At 58.4% G+C, this 21,556-nt stretch carries 19 protein-coding genes and 1 pseudogene; 9 read left to right on the top strand and 11 right to left on the bottom strand.

Annotated features, from left to right (window positions below; genetic code table 11):
- Positions 1-23 precede the first annotated feature (23 nt).
- The 3 genes from dbpA to yccS all read left to right on the top strand — a co-directional run bounded on the left by dbpA (position 24) and on the right by yccS (position 5,094).
- On the top strand, positions 24-1,361 hold the full coding sequence (gene dbpA / locus CGA21_RS02685; RefSeq protein ID WP_231989930.1) for an ATP-dependent RNA helicase DbpA: 1,338 nt from the start codon (positions 24-26) through the stop codon (positions 1,359-1,361).
- Positions 1,362-1,505: 144 nt separating this feature from the next.
- Positions 1,506-2,684: an NAD(P)/FAD-dependent oxidoreductase gene (locus CGA21_RS02680; RefSeq protein ID WP_188263470.1), complete on the top strand. Its 1,179-nt coding sequence runs from the start codon at positions 1,506-1,508 to the stop codon at positions 2,682-2,684.
- A 226-nt stretch (positions 2,685-2,910) separates the two neighbouring features.
- Complete coding sequence (gene yccS / locus CGA21_RS02675; protein WP_188263469.1) at positions 2,911-5,094, top strand: YccS family putative transporter; 2,184 nt, start codon at positions 2,911-2,913, stop codon at positions 5,092-5,094.
- Between the two features lie 31 nt (positions 5,095-5,125).
- On the opposite strand, the gene CGA21_RS02670 is transcribed toward yccS, so the two are convergent.
- Entirely contained in the window at positions 5,126-5,863 is a 738-nt protein-coding gene (locus tag CGA21_RS02670; RefSeq protein WP_188263468.1) for a substrate-binding periplasmic protein, read from the bottom strand.
- A 254-nt stretch (positions 5,864-6,117) separates the two neighbouring features.
- Here CGA21_RS02670 and CGA21_RS02665 point away from each other — a divergent pair, with 254 nt between their 5' ends.
- Entirely contained in the window at positions 6,118-6,570 is a 453-nt protein-coding gene (locus tag CGA21_RS02665; protein WP_110750378.1) for a GNAT family N-acetyltransferase, read from the top strand.
- Positions 6,571-6,670: 100 nt separating this feature from the next.
- On the opposite strand, the gene CGA21_RS02660 is transcribed toward CGA21_RS02665, so the two are convergent.
- Genes CGA21_RS02660 through CGA21_RS02650 form a run of 3 tightly spaced genes read right to left on the bottom strand, consistent with a single transcriptional unit; the run spans position 6,671 to position 9,704 of the window.
- Positions 6,671-6,970, bottom strand: a complete 300-nt coding sequence (locus tag CGA21_RS02660) for a helix-turn-helix domain-containing protein (protein WP_020800873.1) — start codon at positions 6,968-6,970, stop codon at positions 6,671-6,673.
- 58 nt (positions 6,971-7,028) lie between these two features.
- Positions 7,029-7,535, bottom strand: a complete 507-nt coding sequence (locus CGA21_RS02655; RefSeq protein WP_110750377.1) for a M48 family metallopeptidase — start codon at positions 7,533-7,535, stop codon at positions 7,029-7,031.
- A gap of 45 nt (positions 7,536-7,580) precedes the next feature.
- Positions 7,581-9,704, bottom strand: coding sequence for a putative bifunctional diguanylate cyclase/phosphodiesterase (locus tag CGA21_RS02650; protein ID WP_188263467.1), 2,124 nt, complete (start codon positions 9,702-9,704; stop codon positions 7,581-7,583).
- A gap of 322 nt (positions 9,705-10,026) precedes the next feature.
- Between CGA21_RS02650 and CGA21_RS02645 the strand changes: the two genes are divergently transcribed.
- Together CGA21_RS02645 and CGA21_RS02640 are read left to right on the top strand one after the other, a co-directional pair.
- A complete protein-coding gene (locus CGA21_RS02645) occupies positions 10,027-10,695 on the top strand; it encodes a polysaccharide lyase family 7 protein (protein ID WP_110750373.1) in 669 nt (222 codons plus the stop codon).
- Between the two features lie 402 nt (positions 10,696-11,097).
- The gene (locus CGA21_RS02640; protein WP_110750371.1) at positions 11,098-11,478 is read left to right on the top strand and encodes a hypothetical protein; all 381 of its coding nucleotides are present in this window, start codon (positions 11,098-11,100) and stop codon (positions 11,476-11,478) included.
- 50 nt (positions 11,479-11,528) lie between these two features.
- Here CGA21_RS02640 and CGA21_RS29790 read toward each other — a convergent pair.
- A pseudogene (locus tag CGA21_RS29790) lies at positions 11,529-11,639 on the bottom strand (fructose-1,6-bisphosphate aldolase); the annotation flags it as partial.
- Between the two features lie 334 nt (positions 11,640-11,973).
- On the opposite strand from CGA21_RS29790, the gene CGA21_RS02635 reads away from it, so the two are divergent.
- Positions 11,974-12,426, top strand: coding sequence for a hypothetical protein (locus CGA21_RS02635; protein ID WP_110750369.1), 453 nt, complete (start codon positions 11,974-11,976; stop codon positions 12,424-12,426).
- Between the two features lie 205 nt (positions 12,427-12,631).
- Here the strand turns inward: CGA21_RS02635 and fba are convergent, their stop codons facing one another.
- From fba to tkt, 6 genes are all read right to left on the bottom strand, one after another.
- A complete protein-coding gene (fba, locus tag CGA21_RS02630; RefSeq protein ID WP_007975467.1) occupies positions 12,632-13,696 on the bottom strand; it encodes a class II fructose-bisphosphate aldolase in 1,065 nt (354 codons plus the stop codon).
- A 239-nt stretch (positions 13,697-13,935) separates the two neighbouring features.
- On the bottom strand, positions 13,936-14,268 hold the full coding sequence (locus CGA21_RS02625) for an MliC family protein (RefSeq protein WP_110750367.1): 333 nt from the start codon (positions 14,266-14,268) through the stop codon (positions 13,936-13,938).
- A 56-nt stretch (positions 14,269-14,324) separates the two neighbouring features.
- Positions 14,325-14,546, bottom strand: a complete 222-nt coding sequence (locus tag CGA21_RS02620) for a hypothetical protein (protein WP_188263466.1) — start codon at positions 14,544-14,546, stop codon at positions 14,325-14,327.
- Positions 14,547-14,581: 35 nt separating this feature from the next.
- The gene (locus CGA21_RS02615) at positions 14,582-15,745 is read right to left on the bottom strand and encodes a phosphoglycerate kinase (RefSeq protein WP_020800881.1); all 1,164 of its coding nucleotides are present in this window, start codon (positions 15,743-15,745) and stop codon (positions 14,582-14,584) included.
- 26 nt (positions 15,746-15,771) lie between these two features.
- Positions 15,772-16,827 carry an erythrose-4-phosphate dehydrogenase gene (gene epd / locus CGA21_RS02610; protein WP_033044723.1) on the bottom strand — a complete coding sequence of 352 codons (1,056 nt, stop codon included), beginning with the start codon at positions 16,825-16,827 and terminating at the stop codon, positions 15,772-15,774.
- A 173-nt stretch (positions 16,828-17,000) separates the two neighbouring features.
- Entirely contained in the window at positions 17,001-18,998 is a 1,998-nt protein-coding gene (gene tkt, locus CGA21_RS02605; protein WP_020800883.1) for a transketolase, read from the bottom strand.
- A gap of 272 nt (positions 18,999-19,270) precedes the next feature.
- On the opposite strand from tkt, the gene CGA21_RS02600 reads away from it, so the two are divergent.
- Positions 19,271-20,266 carry an ArsR/SmtB family transcription factor gene (locus tag CGA21_RS02600; protein ID WP_110750361.1) on the top strand — a complete coding sequence of 332 codons (996 nt, stop codon included), beginning with the start codon at positions 19,271-19,273 and terminating at the stop codon, positions 20,264-20,266.
- An 18-nt stretch (positions 20,267-20,284) separates the two neighbouring features.
- Positions 20,285-21,475, top strand: coding sequence for a methionine adenosyltransferase (metK, locus tag CGA21_RS02595; RefSeq protein WP_110750359.1), 1,191 nt, complete (start codon positions 20,285-20,287; stop codon positions 21,473-21,475).
- Positions 21,476-21,556 lie beyond the last annotated feature (81 nt).

The raw sequence follows: 21,556 nt of genomic DNA, 5'->3' as shown, positions 1-21,556 counted from the left end.
ATACTTTGCCGCTGTCCGCCGCCATGCTGGCTAACCTCGACTCCCTCGGTTATGCCCAGATGACGCCGATCCAGGCGCAAAGCTTGCCGGTGATCCTCAAGGGGATGGACCTGATCGCCCAGGCCAAGACCGGCAGCGGCAAGACCGCTGCGTTCGGCATCGGCCTGCTGAACCCGATCAATCCGCGCTACTTCGGTTGCCAGGCACTGATCCTGTGCCCGACCCGGGAACTGGCTGACCAGGTCGCCAAGGAAATCCGTCGCCTGGCCCGTGCCGAAGACAACATCAAGGTCCTGACCCTGTGCGGCGGCGTATCCCTCGGCCCGCAGATCGCTTCGCTGGAACACGGCGCGCACATCATCGTCGGCACCCCGGGACGCATCCAGCAACACCTGCGCAAGGGTTCGCTGGTCCTGCATGGCCTCAACACCCTGATCCTCGACGAAGCCGACCGCATGCTCGACATGGGTTTCTACGACTCCATCGAAGAAATCATCATGCAGGCCCCCGAGCGCCGCCAGACCCTGTTGTTCTCCGCCACCTACCCGGTGGGCATCAAGCAGCTGGCGTCGAAATTCATGCGTAACCCGCAGCAAGTGAAGGCCGAGGCGTTCCACGACGATACCCAGATCGAACAGCGCTTCTACGAAATTTCCCCGGACGATCGCATGAGCGCCGTGACCAAGGTGCTGGGCCATTTCCGCCCGGCGTCCTGCGTGGCGTTCTGCTTCACCAAGCAGCAGGTCCAGGAAACCGTCGATCACCTGACGGCCAAAGGCATCTCCGCCGTCGGCTTGCACGGCGATCTTGAACAGCGTGATCGCGACCAGGTGCTGGCGATGTTCGCCAACCGCAGCACGTCCGTCCTGGTTGCCACTGACGTCGCCGCCCGTGGCCTCGACATCGACTCGCTGGACATGGTGATCAACGTCGAGCTGGCCCGTGATTCGGAAATCCACATCCACCGCGTTGGCCGTACTGGCCGCGCCGGTGAAAAAGGCCTCGCCATCAGCCTGGTCGCACCGTCTGAAGCCCAGCGCGCCCAAGCCATCGAACAGCTGCAGAAATCCCCATTGACCTGGGATCAGGTGGACAACCTCACCTCCCAGGGTGGCGGTCCGCTGCTGCCGCAGATGAGCACCTTGTGCATTGCTGCCGGCCGCAAGGACAAGGTTCGTCCAGGCGACATCCTTGGCGCACTGACCGGTGAAGCTGGCATTCCCGGCGCCCAAGTCGGCAAGATCGCGATCTTCGACTTCCAGGCCTATGTGGCCGTGGAGCGCGGCGTCGCCAAGCAGGCCTTGCAGCGCCTGAACGACGGCAAGATCAAGGGCCGCTCGTTGCGCGTGCGCATCCTGTAACAACAACGCATCTCCCCCCTGTGGGAGCAAGCCTGCTCGCGAAGACTGAGTGTCAGATAACATTAAGGTGCCTGACACACCGCTTTCGCGAGCAGGCTCGCTCCCACAGTTTGCTTTGTGGTGACACATTTAGAGGACACCGTTTTGCGCTCTACCGAAGTCGTGATCATTGGCGCTGGCGCCGCAGGTTTGATGTGCGCACTGACCGCCGCCGGGCGCGGGCGCAAGGTGCTGCTGCTCGACCACGCCAACAAGGCTGGCAAGAAAATCCTGATGTCGGGCGGTGGCCGCTGCAATTTCACCAACATGTACACCGAACCTGGCAATTTTCTCTCGCAGAACGCCCACTTCTGCAAATCCGCACTGGCACGCTACACCCAGTGGGACTTCATCGGCATGGTGGCCAAGCACGGTGTGCCGTACCACGAGAAAAAGCTCGGCCAACTGTTCTGCGATAACAAGTCCAGCGACATCCTCGAAATGTTGCTCGATGAGTGCAATCAGGTCGGCGTCAGCCTGCACCTGGACACCTCGATCCAGACCATCGAGAAGCTTGAAAAGGGCTATTTGCTGGACACCACCTTGGGGCAGGTTACCTGCCAATCCCTTGTGATCGCCACGGGCGGCTTGTCGATCCCGACCCTGGGCGCCACCGGCTTCGGCTATCAAGTGGCCAAACAGTTCGGTCATGAGTTGCTGCCGACGCGCGCCGGGCTGGTGCCATTCACCATCACCGATCAGCTTAAGGAATTATGCACCGAGCTGTCCGGCACCTCGGTCGATTGCCTGGTCAGCTGCAATGACCAGAGCTTTCGCGAGAACATCCTGTTCACCCACCGCGGTCTCAGCGGACCGGCGATTTTGCAGATTTCATCGTTTTGGGAATCCGGCGACACGGTCGAAATCAACCTGCTACCCGACCACGACGTACCAAGCTGGTTGCAACAGCAACAAGCCGAACGCCCGAACAGTGAACTGAAAACCCTACTCGGTGAAATCTTCACCAAGAAGATGGCCAACCTGCTGGCGGACAACTGGTTCGTTTCCAAACCGATGAAGCAGTACACCCACGCGGAAATCGCCGCCATCGCCGAAAAACTGGCGAGCTGGAAAGTCGTGCCGGCAGGCACCGAAGGCTATCGCACTGCCGAGGTGACGTTGGGCGGCGTCGACACCAACGAGGTGTCGTCCAAGACCATGGAATCGCTTAAAAGCCCTGGCCTGTATTTCATCGGTGAAGTGCTGGACGTCACCGGGCACCTGGGCGGCTTCAACTTCCAGTGGGCCTGGGCCTCGGGTTACGCGGCTGCGCAGTACGTCTGACAAACACGAATCAAAACTGTGGGATCGAGCCTGCTCGCGAATGCAATCTGTCAGCCCCCATTGATGTTGGCTGACCCAGCGCTTTCGCGAGCAGGCTCGCTCCCACACTGACTGCGTGCTGATCGATAAAGGAACAGATTTTGCTGTCAGATGTGATCGCCGCCATTGCGTCGGCGTCATTACTGGCTCAATTTAGCGTCATTGCCTCGGAAGGCCTTCGCACTTCATGTCATCGACCTCGCTCCGTCAGTCTCTGCGCCGCCTTTGGGCACTGGATAAATTCAGCTACAGCGTGCGCGTATTCATCGCCCTGACCGGCACCATGGCGTTGTGCTGGTATCAGGATGAAATGGGGCTGCTGATCCCGTTGTTCCTGGGAATTATCGCCAGCGCCCTGGCCGAAACCGATGACAGCTGGCAGGGGCGCCTCAACGCGCTGGCGGTGACACTGGTGTGTTTTGCCGTCGCCGCGTTGTCGGTCGAACTGCTGTTCCCCTACCCCATACTCTTTATCATCGCCTTCGCCCTGGCCGCCTTCTGCCTGACCATGCTCGGCGCCCTTGGCGAGCGTTACGGGGCGATTGCCTCGGCGACGCTGATTCTTTCGGTCTACACCATGATCGGTGTCGATCAGCGCGGCGGTGCGGTCACCGATTTCTGGCATGAGCCGGTGCTGCTGGTGGCGGGTGCCGCCTGGTACGGGTTGCTCTCGGTGTTGTGGCAGGCACTGTTTTCCAATCAGCCCGTGCAGCAGAGCCTGGCGAAACTGTTCCGGGAGCTGGGTTATTACCTGAAGTTGAAGTCGTCGCTTTTCGAGCCGATCCGGCAGATGGACGTGGAGGCGCGGCGACTGGAGCTGGCCCAGCAGAACGGCCGCGTGGTTGCGGCACTCAACGCCGCCAAGGAAATCATCCTGCACCGGGTGGGCAACGGTCGACCTGGCTCGAAAGTCAGCCGTTACCTGAAGCTGTACTTCCTGGCCCAGGACATCCACGAACGCGCCAGTTCCTCGCACTACCCTTACAACGCCCTGGCCGAAGCATTCTTCCACAGTGACGTGCTGTTCCGCTGCCAGCGCTTGTTGCGCCAGCAAGGCAAGGCTTGCCGTGCGCTGGCCGAATCGATCCAGATGCGCCAGCCGTTCACCTATGACGCGAGTTTCGCCGAAGCCCTGGGCGACCTGCACGCGTCCCTCGAACACCTGCGTATTCAGAGCAATCCCGCCTGGCGCGGGCTGTTGCGCTCACTGCGGGCACTGGCGGCGAACCTGGCCACACTGGACCGCCTGCTCAGCGATGCCAGCAACCCCGACACCCTCGCCGACGCCACCGACAGCAGCCTGCTCGACCGCTCGCCGCGCAATCTAAAGGATGTCTGGGTACGCTTGCGCACACAGCTGACGCCGACCTCGCTGCTGTTCCGCCATGCCCTGCGCTTGCCCCTGGCCTTGAGCATCGGCTACGCCATGGTGCACTTGATCCACCCGTCCCAGGGTTACTGGATTATCCTCACGACGCTGTTTGTTTGCCAACCGAACTACGGTGCAACCCGGCGCAAGCTCGGCCAGCGGATCATCGGCACCGCGATCGGCCTGACCCTGGCCTGGGCCCTGTTCGACCTGTTCCCGAACCCGCTGATCCAGTCGAGTTTCGCGATTGCCGCCGGGGTGGTGTTCTTTACCAACCGCACCACGCGCTACACCTCGGCGACGGCGGCGATCACCCTGATGGTACTGTTCTGCTTCAACCAGGTGGGCGACGGCTACGGACTGTTCCTGCCTCGCCTGTTCGATACCCTGCTCGGCAGCCTGATCGCCGGGTTGGCGGTGTTCCTGTTCCTCCCGGACTGGCAGGGTCGTCGCCTGAACAAAGTGCTGGCCAACACCCTGACCTGCAACAGCATCTACCTGCGCCAGATCATGCAGCAATACGCCGCCGGCAAAAGCGACGACCTGGCGTATCGCCTGGCGCGGCGCAACGCTCACAACGCCGATGCGGCGCTGTCGACCACCCTGGCCAACATGCTGATGGAGCCAGGGCATTTCCGTAAGGAAGCGGATGTGGGGTTCCGCTTCCTGGTGTTGTCGCACACCTTGCTCAGTTATTTGTCCGGGCTGGGCGCGCACCGGGAAACCCAATTACCGCAGGATGTACGCGAACACCTGATCGAAGGCGCGGGAGTGAAACTGGCCGCCAGCATCGATGAAATTGCCCAAGGCCTGGCGAGTAAATCCGCCATTGCCATTCAGAGCGATGAGGAGGAAGCGTTGGCCAATACGCTCGAGCAGATGCCCGATGAAATCGACGAGGGCCAGCGATTGGTGCAGACGCAACTGGCGTTGATCTGCCGGCAGTTGGGGCCATTGCGTACGCTGGCGGCGCATTTGATCAAGGACACCAGCGAGGATTGAGAACGGTAGTGCCCGGACCAACAGCCACCGCCTACATGCCGTGTTGCTTCATCAGCCGCGCATAACTGCCGTCGGCCTTCATTGCCGCAATGGCGCGGTCAAAACCGGCGACAATCTGCTCATGCTGCGGATTCTTCAAGCTGACCAAAATGTGCAGGCCGTTCTCGCTCAGCGGTTTGGGCAAGAACTCCACGGCGTTACGGACTTTGGGAGATTCGCGGGCCAGGTAATAACGAGCGACGTATTCGTCTTCCAGGGTCAACTTGACCCTGTCGGCAGCAACCATGCGTACGGCCATGGCGAAGCTATGTACCGGAATCTTCTGCAATGAAACATCTTGATCGAAGGCTGGGGAATAGGCGTAGCCACGCACCACCGAGATCGGATACGTATATAGCTGCTGCAAGTTGCTGAATTCAATGGGTACATCCTTACGCTTGAGAAAACGCACGCGATTGATCAGGTACTCGCCCGAAAACTGGCCGAGCCGTGTGCGCTCCTCATCGAACCAGGCATTGACCAGAACGTCATAGCGACCCTCGCCCACCCCCAGCAACGCCCTCGCCCAGGGCACCTGCTCGAAATCACTGGCATAGCCGGCTCGAGCCAAGGCGGTACTGACAATATCCGTGGCCAACCCACCGTTGTACAACGTGGCGTCAGTGAAAGGAGGCCAGGCGTCCGCCACCAGCCGCAATTTTTCTGCTGCCACCGCTTCAGTCAGCAACAGCAATCCAAACAAGGCAAAGGCTCGATGCAATCGCGGCATGCCAGAAAATCCTTAGCGGGCGGCGGCCCGACATGTTTTCAGCGAAAACGCCAAGACTCCGTACCGGCACCCCCAGGCACTCGATGTCAGCTCGTTGCAGCACTGCACATCGCTGCGTTTCAGATTACACAAAGAAGACAGTGCCGCGCTAAATGAATGATGGCATTTTGGTCTTTGTCACAGATTACTACGCCACCGAGACATCTATCGTCCAGGCGCTTAGTATCACAAGGACGTTTTCAGGGAATCGGCACATGACAATCAACTGGGTCTGCAAACACCACAGCGATCTGGGCAAAGAGCAGCTGTATGCCATTTTGCAACTGCGCGCCGAGGTGTTCGTCGTGGAGCAGAAATGCATTTATCAGGACATCGATGGCCAGGACCTGGAGGGCGACACCTGTCATTTGATGGCCTGGGACGAAGATCGGCTGGTGGGCTACCTGCGCCTGCTCGACCCCGAGCTACAGGGCGGTGATGTCGTCATCGGCCGCGTGATCATTGCGCCACAGGCCCGAGGCACCGGGCTGGGCCATGAAATGATGGCCCAGGCGCTGAAGCAGATTGAAAAACGCTGGCCTGAGATGCCGGTCTATCTCTCGGCCCAGGCGCATTTGCAGGGGTATTACGGGCGGTACGGGTTTGAAGTCGCAGGCGAAGTGTATGTCGAGGACGGGATTCCACATATCGGTATGCGTCGTTCGTAAGGGCTCCTTCGCGAGCAAGCCCGCAGATCTTTGTCATGCCGAAGATCTACTGTGGGAGCGGGCTTGCTCGCGAAGGCGTCAGATCAAACACCGCAGAAACTCATGGATACTCCAGCACCGCCTTGATCTGCCGAAGGTTACGCTCGATCCAGCCGCGATCGATTGCTCCCCACCCGCGAATCCGATAGCGCCCGGCGTGGTTGCGCGCGCCTTCTTCCTGTTCGAACTCGCAAACGATATCCAGATCCGCCAGGGCGGCAATGGTGTCCTGGGCTGTGCGCCGGGGCATACCGGTGACTTCGGTCAATGCCGGAACGCTGCTGGCCAGGCCGCTGTCGATCAGGTACGCCACGTACAGGCGGCGGTAGAAGCTGCTCTTGGTCTTGCTTACGTCTGTCACGTTTGCTCCTGTTAAGATCAAAAGATCGTCCGATCGCGGCCCGAACCTGCGGCAGATCCTACACGCCTGTGGGCGCCCGCATATCCCGCCAGGTCAGGTACACCCGAACATCGAACTCCACCTGGTGATACCCGGGCAACATGTGCTCGCACAGTTTGTAGAAGGCCTTGTTGTGGTCGGACTCCTTGAAGTGCGCCAGTTCATGCACCACGATCATTTTAAGAAATTCCGACGGCGCCTCCTTGAACAATGAGGCAATGCGGATTTCTTTCTTGGCCTTGAGCTTGCCACCTTGCACCCGGGAGATCGTGGTGTGCAGGCCAAGTGCACGATGGGTCAGGTCCAAACGGTTGTCGAAGAGTACTTTGTCGATGGAGGGAGCGTTACGCAGGTATTCCTGCTTGAGGTCCAGCGCATAGGCGTACAGCGCTTTGTCGCTCTGCACCGCATGCTTTTGCGGATAGCGTTGGTTCAGGTAATCGCCCAGCCGGCCTTCGGCGATCAACTGGCGCACTTGGTCCTGCAAGGTAGCCGGATAGGCCTGGAGGTATTTCAACGCGGTCATCGGAACAGCAACGCAAATCAGCAAAAGGTAGCCAGTGTAGCGAATTCAGCGGGTCAGCGCGCCCCAGTCGAAGGGCTGCACAAAGCTTTCGGTGTCTTCGGCCATCATCGGCCGGGCGACCAGGAAACCTTGCACATATTCACAACCATTGGCGTGCAGCCACTGGTATTGCGCCATGGTTTCGACCCCTTCGGCAATCACCAGCATCCCGTACTCTTTGCACAGGTCGATCACATTACGCACCAGGGCCGCATCCCTTGAAGACTCAGGAATACGGCTGATCAGATGGCGGTCAAGCTTCAGCGTATCCATTTCCAGATCGCGCAAGTGGGACAAGGAACACGGGCCGGAACCGAAATCATCCAGCGCCACCCGCACCCCCAGATTGCGCAGCAACCGCAGCTGTTTGCGGGTTTCATCAGGGTTGTGCATCAAGGCCGCTTCCGTCACTTCGACTTCCAGATGACGCGGCTTCAAGCCATGGCGCTCCACGACCTGGCGCAATTCGGTGACCAGATTGGGCATGGCAAACTGAGTGCTGCTCAAACTGACGCTCAGCACCAGATCCTCGCCAAACAGGGTCTCCCAGGCTTTGCGCTGCCCGGCACTGTTCTGGTAAATCCAGCTGCCCAGGCGACTGATCAATCGCGCTTCTTCCAGCAGCGGCAAAAACAATCCTGGTGGAACGTCGCCGACGCTCGGGTGCTGCCAACGCAGCAACGCTTCGAACCCGCGAGTTCGCCCATCGGCAACAGCCACCTGCGGTTGATACACGAGATTGAAATCACGGTTTTCGATGGCCGTGCGCACGCTTTCTTCGAGCATCAGGCGCGAGCGTGCCCGACCGTTCATTTCGTGATCGTAAAACCGATACTGTTGACGACCGGCGCGCTTGGCCTCGTACATGGCAATATCGGACGCACGCATCAAACCATCGAGATTGGCACCACAGTCGGGAAAGGTGGCAATACCAATACTGGCACCAAGGACGATATCCAGACCGTCGATTTGCTGGCAGATCGATACCCGCTCGATGAGTTTTTCCGCAATTTTTGCCGCCTGCTCAGGAAATTCCAGGTCCAGCAGCGCGGTGAACTCATCGCCCCCCATGCGTGCCAGGATATCGAACGGGCGCAGACAGGCCTTCAACTGTTCTGACACCCACCGCAATACCCGATCGCCAGCATCGTGGCCGAGGGAATCGTTAACCCGCTTGAAGCCATCGAGGTCCAGGTACAGCAGGACCCATGCGCTGTCCGAGCGTTCGCCGCGCAACAGCAGGTTTTCCACGGTCTGGTAAAAGCCACGACGGTTGAGCAGCCCGGTCAGCGGATCGGTGACCGCCTGGAATTCAAGTTGCTGATGCAGGTGACGTACCACCGACATGTCCAGCACTGTCACGACCATCGCGTGCTGGTCCGAGGGCAGTGGCGCGCAAGACAGTGCCACCGGCACCTGTTGCCCGGGCGCGGTACGCAGCAAAGCGTCGTGCAGGCGCAAGGTTTCGCCGCGCTTGTAGCCACTCAACAGGTCAGAATCGGCCCACACCGGTATGTGTGGTTTTTGCAGGAAATCCAGGAACTCCTTGCCCTCCAGCTCCTGCACCGTAGCACTGAGCAAACGCGACATCGCCGGGTTGGCAAAACGAATCAGGCCATCCTCGCCAAGGACCAGGATGCCTTCGGCGGCATTGTCCAGCACAGAAGCGTTAAACGCGCGAGCGACCTCCAGGTCATGACTCAGTCGCTGCAAGGCCCGGCGATTACGCTGATGTTCGAGCAGCGCCTGGACCTTGGGTTTGAGAATCTGCGGGTCGAAGGGTTTGAACAGGTAATCCACGGCGCCACTGGCGTAACCCTTGATCACGGCGTCCTGGGACTGTTCATTGGCGGTCAGGAAAATGATCGGCGTCAGGCGCGTCCGTTGGCTGCCGCGCATCAGGCGCGCCACTTCGAAACCGTCCATGCCCGGCATCTGCACGTCCAGCAACACCAGGTCGATATCGTGCTCAAGCAACAGCCCGAGCGCCTCGAAACCGGAGGCAGCGGTGATGACCTGCCAATCCTGGCGCTGCAGCAATGCCCGCATGCTGACCAGGTTTTCAGGGTAGTCATCGACGATCAACAGGGTTGAATGGCCTTCAGCTGGCATTGGGTGCGCGCATTCCATGCTGCTTCTCTAGGTCTGTATGTCAGGCCGGCTTTGGGGTGAAAACCGGACAGATTCTGTGCCTTCACTCTAGACCGGGATCAGTGAAAGCAGTAGGTGTCAGTGCGCCATCATTCGACCGAAGCAGATTTAGCCGACTAACGGTCGGCGCTACAGCCCGCTAAAACCGGGAGGGATGGCATTTCGACAGGTTGTTGACGCCAGAAACCTGCCCGACGGGCGTTAACAAAATAGTTCACTGCGCTTATAAAGGCCGCCCAAAAAGTGCGTGCCAGAGCGTTTGGCACGCCCGTGCAGTATGAATTCGTGGAAGCTTTTGCATATGATCGATCTCGCAACCTGGAACCTCAGCGTTCCCGTCGGCAGCCCGCCTTATACCGTTGAAACATCCAAACTGGTTGACGGCTTCAAGGATCAATATTTCCATTCCGACACGGGCACATTGTTTTTCTGGTCACCGGTGACCGGCACGCGCACTGAAAATGCTAAATATCCACGTACCGAACTGCGGGAAACCTACAGCAACGGCACCCTGAAAAACTGGTACTACCCTGACGCCGACAACTTCCTGCGTGCCACCCTGGCGGTGAACCAGGTGCCTAGCTCTGGAAAGATCGTCATAGGTCAGATCCATGCCTACCAAAGCCAGAAACCTCTGGTCAAGGTCGAGTATCAATATACGACCAGCACCAAGAGCGGCAACATCGTCGCCAAAGTACGCATGCACCCCGATGACGACGAAGGTCGGGTAATCACTGTCGCCTCCGGCGTGAAACTGGACCAGGAGTTTTCCTACCTCATTCACCTCAGTCCTGGCGGCGCGCTGGGGGTCAGCGCCGCGGGTTACCAATGGGACACCAACATCAGCCAGACCTGGCGCGTCAAACCGCTGTACTTCAAGGCCGGGGTGTATGTGCAGGACAACACGGGATACACCACGGAGGGCGGCAAGGTGACATTCAGCAAACTCGATATCGATCACGATAAGTAAAAAGCACTTCCCATTGTTTCATTTCCGCTCACGCGGGAATGAACCTCGGGATTGAATACGCTCTTAAATAGCTGATGCTTAAGCCTCTTTAATGACTCCGGCATTCGTAATTGTGCCTTACAAAAAAAATCATGCTATTTCATTTCAGGATATACAGCACCGTAAGAACATGAAACACCGTCGCCAAGCATATGTCTACTGTCAAAATTAACAGGCAAGGGTTTATCTAGCCGAATCGGCGCATTTTATTTATGCTCTGAAGTTTTTATTTCTAAATCTTTGCATAAGCATAATAACATCGAATAAGCACCTGTCATTTATGACAGGTGAAAATCCACCATCCGGAAATTATTCTTGGCTGGCCCCCATTACCGTTTCTGCAGATTACCGAGAACAGACTCAATGAGTGCCAAGGAAGACATCAGCATGCTGGGCCGCATCACTGCCGTTTATAACGCTACGGATAAAGCCGGAACAACCTACGAACTGAACATCACTTCCAGCACGGATAGAAGCGGCGCCATGACAGGTACTCTACGTATTGGTGTGATCGAATACGGTCTGGTCGGGGACTATCGCTTCAGAAACGCGAACGGCATTCAAACCGACATTTACTTTGCCGGCTCAAACACCCGTGACCACAACGCGCGTTCTGGATACTTCATCCTCGAAGCCATCAATCGACGTTATGAATCCCTCAAGGGAAAACGCATATATAGCGACCCTCATACCCAGTCGCTCTACATACTTGACATAGAATTTTTCAGAAATCCCGCTCTCTGACAAAGAAGAACGTTTAGCATTCTGAATTATCGACCACGCGCGCCGCCAACGGCGATGCACACATCGCGCATGGCAGTCACAGTGGCGCCGAAGAATTTACGTGGGTCAAATTCGCTCGGGTTGGTGGCCATCAGGCGACGCATCGCACCGGTGGACGCCAGGTGCCTTTCGGCGAATTTTTATCAATGCAGTTTAGCTGCTCTAGCTCGTTTAACCCACCCTTTAAATACCCCTGATGCAAGGGAACAAAAGAAGGCCCATTAGCCTTGACTTGAGTCCGGCTAACAAGTTCCTCGACTTTCTCTTCTTAGTTATCTTTCTTAAAGCTATAGCAAAACGATATTAAAAACTGTTATTTTTTACAGGTGACCCCGTATAACTACAGAGCTAGCCTTATTTACGAAGCATAAAAAGACGAGCAGGATACTTAAATAAATCCGCTCCCTTTTTTTCTTTTATCGCCTTTCTTCTTAATTAGCAAAAAAGGATTTAGACATGTCAGAGGAAATCAAAGGAAATTATTCGACAAACGATAGTGACAGCATCCCATATAACCTGTTAATCGAACGTGCCGACGACTTAAAAGGACTTTTGCAAGGAAGCCTCACCATTGATAAAAAGATGTATGACGTACAGGGCAGCTATAGTTTCAAAGATGGAAAACACACACCAGCAGAAATAACCTTAAAAATCGCCAGGCGATTTGAAATGTATGATGCGAATTATTTTCGTGGAACTGGTTCTGGCAATATTCCTTCGAGAAGAAGTGACGATGACTATTATGCTCCGCTGCCTGATGCCTGCGGCGAGTTCAAATTAACTTCTGAAGCCAATACCTGGGATGATTTTAAAAAAAGCTTTGAACAGCTACGCGGCCAGGGCACATTTCAAGATAAAGAAACAGGTCAAACCAAAACAGTTGATAATTTGATTTTTAAGAAAACTTAAGCCATTTACAAATCACTCATCAAAACGAAAAAACCGTCTTTCCTGACGGTGTGAAAACCTAGCAATCTACGTGGCGATTCAAGAAAATACCGTATCGAAGACATTTGATTCGCCAAGCATAAGCAGCGCCGCATAAATCCCCACCCCCCCAAAAGAAACCCGCCTCTCGGCGGGTTTCTTATTCAGCGCAGCTTAACGCTCAGGCTCAGTTCACCTTGGCGTTCAACTCGCCTTTCAGATAACGCTGATACATCCCTTCCAGGGAGATCGGCTTGATCTTCGAAGCATTGCCTGCGGTACCGAAGGCTTCGTAACGGGCGATGCACACGTCGCGCATGGCAGTCACGGTGGCGCCGAAGAATTTACGGGGGTCAAATTCGCTCGGGTTGGTGGCCATCAGGCGACGCATCGCACCGGTGGACGCCAGGCGCAGGTCGGTGTCGATGTTGACCTTGCGCACGCCGTGCTTGATGCCTTCGACGATCTCTTCAACCGGTACGCCGTAGGTTTCCTTGATGTCGCCGCCGTACTGGTTGATGATCGCCAGCCACTCTTGCGGAACCGAAGACGAGCCGTGCATCACCAGGTGAGTGTTCGGAATGCGCTTGTGGATCTCTTTGATACGGTCGATCGCCAACACGTCGCCGGTCGGCGGTTTGGTGAACTTGTAGGCGCCGTGGCTGGTGCCGATGGCGATGGCCAGGGCATCGACCTGGGTGCGCTTGACGAAGTCGGCGGCTTCTTCCGGGTCGGTCAGCATCTGGCTGTGGTCCAGAACGCCTTCGGCGCCGATCCCGTCTTCTTCACCGGCCATGCCGGTTTCCAGCGAACCCAGGCAGCCCAGCTCACCTTCTACCGATACGCCGCAGGCGTGAGCCATGGCCACGGTTTGCTGGGTAACGCGTACGTTGTAGTCGTAATCGGTCGGGGTCTTGCCGTCTTCGCCAAGGGAGCCATCCATCATCACCGAGCTGAAGCCCAGTTGGATGGAACGCTGGCAGACGTCAGGGCTGGTGCCATGGTCCTGGTGCATGCACACCGGGATGTGCGGGAATTCTTCGATGGCCGCCAGGATCAGGTGACGCAGGAACGGTGCGCCGGCGTATTTGCGAGCACCGGCCGAAGCCTGGACGATCACCGGGGAGTCAGTCTTGTCAGCGGCTTCCATGATGGCGCGCATCTGCTCAAGGTTGTTGACGTTGAAGGCTGGAACGCCGTAGCCGAACTCGGCTGCGTGGTCCAGCATCTGGCGCATGCTGATAAGTGCCATTGTGTGTGTCTCTCCCGGTTTGGGTCGTTAATCGTGCCAGCCTGCCGTAGCGGCGGCGGCTATTCAAGTTATTGCAGATCGGGGGTTGATCCCGGCCTGCGAATTCGGTCAATGCATTACTTATCAACACATTCCCCGTAGGAGCCGGCTTGCTGGCGATGGCGTCGTCACAAACACCACACGCCTCAAGGGCCTCATCGCTGGCAAGCCAGCTCCTACAGGGTCTGCGTGAGCCGTTGTTATTCGGCTTTACAACCGCGGCCAATCAAATCATTGGTGGCGACCCAGTAGACCAGGCCTTCTTCACCTTTCATGTGAAACGCCAGCATGTTGTCGCTGTACAGCGAACCCGACGCGCCCGGCTCCTGCTTGAGGCGATGGACCTGATCGGCTCCGCCCAGGCGCACGTCGACTTCCTGGCGGCTGTCGTCGGTGTAGCGCCAAACCACCTTGGCCTGGCTGTCGCAGGTCCAGGTGGTCCAGTCATCCGCAGGGGTGGACGACTGGAACGGGTTCCAGTTCGCGCACCCGCCCAGCAATACCAACGCCGTAATGGCGATAAAGCCTTTCATCCGTGTCCCTCGACTGACGGCAGACACCGCCAGCGCTGAGTAAAGAGTCAGACCCGTCAAGGACAACCATGTTCCTTGGCGGGAGTCTGTGTCTCGTATTTGTCCAGGCCATCAGGCCCGGAACGCTTGTTGAGCACAGGATTGGTTTCTGCCTGCCAGTCGGCTTGATAGCAACCGTTCTGGGGCGCCGACGGCGCGGGTTCCGACGTAGCCTTGGAATTACTCCCGCAAGCCGCCAGCAATCCCGCTACGATCAACAGCGCTAAGGTCTTGACCATGTCAACACTCCCTTGCCTGGTCAAACGGGCGACCCTCAGGCCTTGGCCCGGCTTTCCAGGACTTCAACGGCTGGCAACACCTTGCCTTCGACGAACTCCAGGAACGCGCCGCCACCGGTAGAAATGTAGGAGATTTGCTCGGCAACGCCATATTTATCGATGGCTGCCAGGGTATCGCCGCCGCCAGCAATGGAGAATGCGGCGCTGTCAGCGATGGCCTGGGCCAGTACTTTGGTGCCGTTACCGAACTGGTCGAATTCAAACACGCCCACCGGACCGTTCCACAGGATAGTCTTGGATGACTTCAGCAGTTCGGCGAAGTTCGCCGCGGTCTGCGGGCCAATATCGAGAATCATGTCGTCATCGGCAACATCGGCGATCAACTTGACAGTAGCCGTCGCGCTTTCAGCGAATTCCTTGGCAACCACCACGTCCACTGGCAGCGGCACGCTGACCTTGGCGGCGATCGCGCGAGCAGTGTCCAGCAGGTCCGGCTCGTACAGCGATTTGCCGACCGGGTGACCAGCCGCCGCCAGGAAAGTGTTAGCAATACCGCCGCCGACAATCAGCTGGTCGCAGATCTGGCTCAGGCTGTTAAGAACGTCAAGCTTGGTCGATACCTTGGAACCGGCGACGATCGCGGCCATCGGCTGGGCCGGTGCGCCCAGGGCCTTGCCCAGTGCGTCCAGTTCGGCGGCGAGCAGTGGGCCCGCGGCGGCAACCTTGGCGAACTTGGCCACGCCGTGGGTCGAACCCTCGGCACGGTGCGCGGTGCCGAAGGCGTCCATGACGAACACATCGCACAGAGCCGCGTACTGCTTGGCCAGCTCGTCCGCGTTTTTCTTTTCGCCTTTGTTGAAGCGCACGTTTTCAAACAGCACGATGTCGCCGGCTTTCACGTCGACGCCGTCGAGGTAATCAGCCACCAGCGGCACTTCGCGGCCCAGAGCCTTGCTCAGGTAGTCTGCCACTGGCTTGAGGCTGTTCTCGGCCGAGAATTCGCCTTCGGTCGGACGGCCAAGGTGCGAGCAGACCATCACGGCCGCGCCTTTTTCCAGGGCCAGCTTGATGGTCGGCAGCGAAGCCAGGATTCGCGCATCGCTGGTGACTACACCGTCCTTGACTGGGACGTTGAGGTCTTCGCGAATCAGTACGCGCTTACCTTGCAGATCGAGGTCGGACATCTTCAACACGGTCATGGGTCGCATTTCCTGAGTAGCTGTTCTTAGAGAGCAGGTTTTTTTGAGGCTGTGTGCAGATAGTGTTCCGCAACATCCAGCATTCGGTTGGCAAAACCCCATTCGTTGTCGAACCAGGCCAGGATGTTCACCAGCCTTGGGCCGGAAACTCGAGTCTGACTGGCATCGACGATCGCCGAATGTGGGTCGTGGTTGAAATCACAACTTGCATGGGGCAACTCGGTGTAGGCCAGAAGGCCTTTGAGCGGGCCGCGGGTGGCAGCCTCGCGCAGGATCCGGTTGACCTCGGTGGCGTCGGTGTCGCTCACGGTCTGCATCGTGATGTCGAGGCAGGACACGTTAACCGTCGGCACGCGTACGGCTTTGGCCTGAATTCGGCCGGCAAGTTCCGGCAGCAAGCGTTCAATGCCGCGCGCCAGACCAGTGGACACCGGAATCACCGACTGAAACGCCGAACGGGTGCGGCGCAGGTCTTCGTGATGATAGGCGTCGATCACTGGCTGGTCGTTCATGGCCGAATGGATGGTGGTGATCGACACGTACTCGAGCCCGATGGCCTGATCCAGCAGTCGCAACAACGGCACGCCGCAGTTGGTTGTGCAAGAGGCGTTGGACACCAGCAACTCATCGCCCGTCAGGCAATCCTGGTTCACGCCGTAGACGATAGTGGCGTCGACATCCGCCTCGCTGGCCATCGGCTGGGAAAACAATACGCGCGGAGCGCCAGCGTCGAGGAACCGTTGGCCGTCTTCGCGGGTGTGGTAAGCGCCGGAGCATTCCAGCACCAGATCGACGCCCAGCGACGCCCAATCGATGCCTTCGGGAGTAGCACTGCGCAGGACCTTCACGCAGTCGCCATTAATATGCAGACAATCGCCATCGACCCTGACCTCACCGGGAAAGCGCCCGTGGGTGGAGTCGAAGCGTGTCAGGTATTCGATGCTGGCCATGTCGGCCAGATCGTTGATCGCGACAATCTCGAACCCGGCCTTATCGCCTCGTTCAAACAACGCACGCAATACGCAACGACCAATCCGGCCGTAGCCGTTGAGTGCAACTTTGTAGGGACGCGGTTGAGGCATGGGGGTTCTCGATAGACGCAGTCAGACGAATTTCTCTTTAACTACACCACCCACTGTAGGAGCGAGCATGCTCGCGATGGTAGCCCAGACAACGCGGGCATTGAGACACCCAGCGTTATCGTTGACGACCATCGCGAGCATGCTCGCTCCTACAGGGTTCGCGGCGGTAGTGCTTAGTCTTCCAGCAGCTCTTCAGCCTGACCCAGGATGTTTTCCAGGGTGAAGCCGAACTCTTCGAACAAGGCAGGCGCAGGCGCCGACTCGCCGTAGGTGGTCATGCCGATCACGCGACCTTCCAGGCCGACATACTTGTACCAGTAGTCGGCGATGGAAGCTTCGATGGCGATACGGGCGCTGACCTGCAGCGGCAGGACCGATTGCTTGTAGCCAGCGTCCTGAGCGTCGAACACGCTGGTGCAAGGCATGGAAACCACGCGCACCTTGCGGCCCTGCTCGGTCAGCTTGTCGTAGGCCTGAACGGCCAGGCCGACTTCCGAACCGGTAGCGATCAGGATCAGCTCAGGCTCGCCTGCGCAGTCCTTCAACACGTAGCCACCGCGACTGATGTCGGCGACCTGCAGGGCATTGCGGGTCTGGTGTTGCAGGTTCTGACGCGAGAAGATCAGGGCCGAAGGACCATCTTTACGCTCCAGCGCATACTTCCAGCACACCGCCGATTCAACGGCATCAGCCGGACGCCAGGTGTCGAGGTTTGGCGTGCAGCGCAGGCTGGCCAGTTGCTCGATTGGCTGGTGAGTCGGGCCGTCTTCGCCCAGACCGATGGAGTCGTGGGTGTAGACGTGGATCACGCGCTGCTTCATCAGGGCCGACATGCGTACCGCGTTGCGCGCGTATTCCATGAACATCAGGAAGGTCGCGCCGTAAGGCACCAGGCCGCCGTGCAGGGCAACACCGTTCATGATCGCGGTCATGCCGAACTCGCGCACGCCGTAGTACATGTAGTTGCCACTGGCGTCTTCGGCGGTGACGCCTTTGCAACCTTTCCACAGGGTCAGGTTGGAACCGGCCAGGTCAGCCGAACCGCCGAGGAACTCAGGCAGCAGCGGGCCGAACGCGTTCAGGGCGTTCTGGCTGGCTTTACGGCTGGCGATGGTTTCGCCCTTGGCGGCCACTTCGGCGATGTAGGCGTCGGCCTTTTCGCTGAAGTCGGCCGGCAGTTCACCGCTCAGACGACGGATCAGTTCATTGGCTTCGGTCGGGAACGCCGCGGAGTAGGCAGCGAAACGCTGATCCCACTCGGCTTCGACCGCGCGGCCGGCTTCCTTGGCATCCCACTCGGCATAAATATCGGCCGGGATTTCGAACGGGCCGTGGTTCCACTTCAGCGCCGCACGGGTCAGGGCGATTTCCGCGTCACCCAGCGGGGCGCCGTGGCAGTCTTCCTTGCCTTGCTTGTTCGGCGAACCGAAGCCGATGGTGGTCTTGCAGCAGATGAGCGTCGGCTGCGGGCTTTTGCGCGCCGTCTCGATCGCGATCTTGATCTCTTCCGGATCATGACCGTCGACATTGCGGATCACTTGCCAGTTGTACGATTCAAACCGCTTTGGCGTGTCATCGGTGAACCAGCCTTCGACTTCGCCGTCGATGGAGATACCGTTGTCATCGTAGAACGCGATCAGCTTGCCCAGGCCCAGGGTCCCGGCAAGGGAGCTGACTTCGTGGGAGATGCCTTCCATCATGCAGCCATCACCCAGGAACACGTAGGTATGGTGGTCGACGATGTTGTGGCCAGGACGGTTGAACTGCGCCGCCATGACTTTTTCAGCCAAGGCAAAGCCCACGGCATTGGCCAGGCCCTGGCCCAGCGGGCCGGTGGTGGTCTCGACGCCCGGCGTGTAGCCGAATTCCGGGTGACCCGGGGTACGACTGTGCAGTTGGCGGAACTGCTTGAGGTCTTCGATCGACAGATCGTAGCCGGTGAGGTGCAGCAGCGAGTAGATCAACATCGAACCGTGGCCATTGGACAGCACGAAGCGGTCACGATCGGCGAACGATGGATTGCTCGGGTTGTGCTTGAGGTAGTCGCGCCAAAGCACCTCGGCGATATCCGCCATACCCATGGGGGCACCGGGATGGCCGCTGTTGGCTTTTTGCACGGCATCCATGCTGAGGGCACGAATGGCGTTGGCACGCTCACGACGGCTAGGCATCGCTGTTCTCCTGCGGGTTCTGAATCGAGAGTGATAAAAATGAAACGGAAAAAAGGCGAGCATTTTCCCTCACCCGGACGCCTCGGGGCAATGACAGAAAGTCATCTGAAGGCGTTTTTCCAACGCTTGACGACAGATTAGGCGGGTGAAACCTTTCCGCTATCGGTTTGTAGAGTTAACCAGTTCGTAAGAAGTGCCATCTATCGATCAATATCAAAACTTTTTGATATTGATCTTGCGGTGCTTCCGGTGCGTGACTAGACTGCCGGCCTATGAATTTACGCGCGCCCTCCATTCGCCAGGACGATTGTGATGAGCTGGCGGCCTTGTGCAAGGCCGGCGGCGATCCCTTGCGCCTGAATGTCTTGCGCGCTTTGACCAACGATTCGTTCGGCGTACTGGAACTGGCGCAGATCTTCGGCATCGGCCAATCGGGCATGAGCCATCACCTCAAGGTGCTGGCCCAGGCCGATCTGGTAGCGACCCGCCGTGAAGGCAATGCGATTTTCTACCGTCGTGCCCTGCCACACACCGTGTTGCCGGGGGGCAAACTGCACGCGGCGTTGCTCGAGGAAGTGGATAACCTGCGTTTGCCTGTCGACGTGCAAATGCGCATCACCCAGGTTCACAAGCAACGCGAGGCGGCCAGCCAGGACTTTTTCTCACGGGTCGCCGAGAAATTTCGCGCCCAGCAAGACTTGATCGCCGGCCTGCCACAGTACCGCGAGAGCGTGGTGGCCCTGCTCGACAAACTGAGCTTCGGCAGCGCTGCCACCGCGATCGAAGTCGGCCCCGGCGATGGTGCATTCCTGCCGGAACTGTCGCGCCGCTTCACTCAGGTCACGGCGCTGGACAATAGCCAGGCCATGCTCGAGCTCGCACGCCAAGTGTGCGAACGCGATTCGCTGACTAACGTTAACCTGCAACTGGCCGATGCCCTGAACGGCGTCAGTCTCAAGGCCGATTGCGTTGTACTGAACATGGTATTGCATCACTTTGCCGCGCCGGCCGATGCGCTCAAGCACATGGCCAATTTGCTGCAACCAGGCGGCAGCCTGCTGGTGACAGAATTATGTAGCCACAACCAGAGTTGGGCCAAGGAGGCCTGCGGTGATCTCTGGCTGGGGTTTGAACAGGACGATCTGGCCCGTTGGGCCACCGCTGCGGGGCTCGTCCCCGGAGAAAGCCTCTATGTAGGCTTACGTAATGGTTTCCAGATTCAGGTCCGCCATTTTCAGCGGTCGGCTGGCGACACTCACCATCGGTAATTTCAGGAAAACATCGAGATGAGCGAATACTCCCTTTTCACCTCCGAGTCCGTGTCTGAAGGGCATCCGGACAAAATCGCCGACCAGATTTCTGATGCGGTGCTGGACGCCATCATCGCTGAAGACAAGTTCGCGCGCGTGGCGTGCGAGACCCTGGTGAAAACCGGCGTGGCGATCATCGCTGGCGAAGTCACCACCTCGGCTTGGGTTGACCTGGAGCAGATCGTTCGTGACGTCATCACCAACATCGGCTACACCAGCTCCAACGTCGGCTTCGACGGTGCGACCTGCGGCGTGATGAACATCATCGGCAAGCAGTCCCCTGACATCAACCAGGGTGTCGACCGTGCCAAGCCTGAAGATCAGGGCGCCGGCGACCAGGGCCTGATGTTCGGCTACGCCAGCAACGAAACCGACGTGCTGATGCCTGCACCGATCACGTTCTCGCACCAGCTGGTGCAACGCCAGGCCGAAGCCCGTAAATCCGGCCTGCTGCCTTGGCTGCGTCCGGACGCCAAGTCGCAAGTGACCTGCCGCTACGAAAACGGCAAGGTTGTCGGCATCGACGCGGTTGTCCTGTCGACCCAGCACAACCCGGAAGTGTCGTACGCAGACCTGCGCGAAGGCGTGATGGAGCTGATCGTCAAGCACGTGCTGCCTGCCGAACTGCTGTCCAAGGACACTCAGTTCCACATCAACCCGACCGGCCAGTTCATCATCGGTGGCCCGGTGGGCGATTGTGGCCTGACCGGCCGCAAGATCATTGTCGACAGCTACGGTGGCATGGCCCGCCACGGTGGTGGTGCGTTCTCCGGCAAAGATCCATCCAAGGTTGACCGCTCGGCTGCCTATGCCGGTCGTTACGTGGCCAAGAACATCGTTGCCGCCGGCCTGGCCGAGCGCTGCGAGATTCAGGTGTCCTACGCCATCGGCGTTGCCCAGCCGACTTCGATCTCGCTGAACACCTTCGGCACCGGCAAGATCAGCGACGACAAGATCGTCAAACTGGTCCGCGAAGTGTTCGACCTGCGTCCTTACGCAATTACCACCATGCTTGACCTGCTGCACCCGATGTACCAGGAAACCGCTGCGTACGGCCACTTCGGTCGTACCCCGGCAACCAAGACGGTTGGTGATGACACCTTCACCACCTTCACCTGGGAAAAAACCGACCGCGCCGACCACCTGCGCACGGCTGCCGGCCTGTAAGACTTTCCGTTGGTACCTGAAGCCCCGCACGGTCCGCCGTGCGGGGTTTTTTTATGGGTTGAAACTGAGTAGGTAGAAACA

Source organism: Pseudomonas sp. PSB11, assembly GCF_014596605.1.
Lineage (GTDB): Bacteria > Pseudomonadota > Gammaproteobacteria > Pseudomonadales > Pseudomonadaceae > Aquipseudomonas > Aquipseudomonas umsongensis.
The sequence above is the reverse complement of the archived record's forward strand: the minus strand, read 5'-3'. Positions and strand labels throughout refer to the sequence as shown.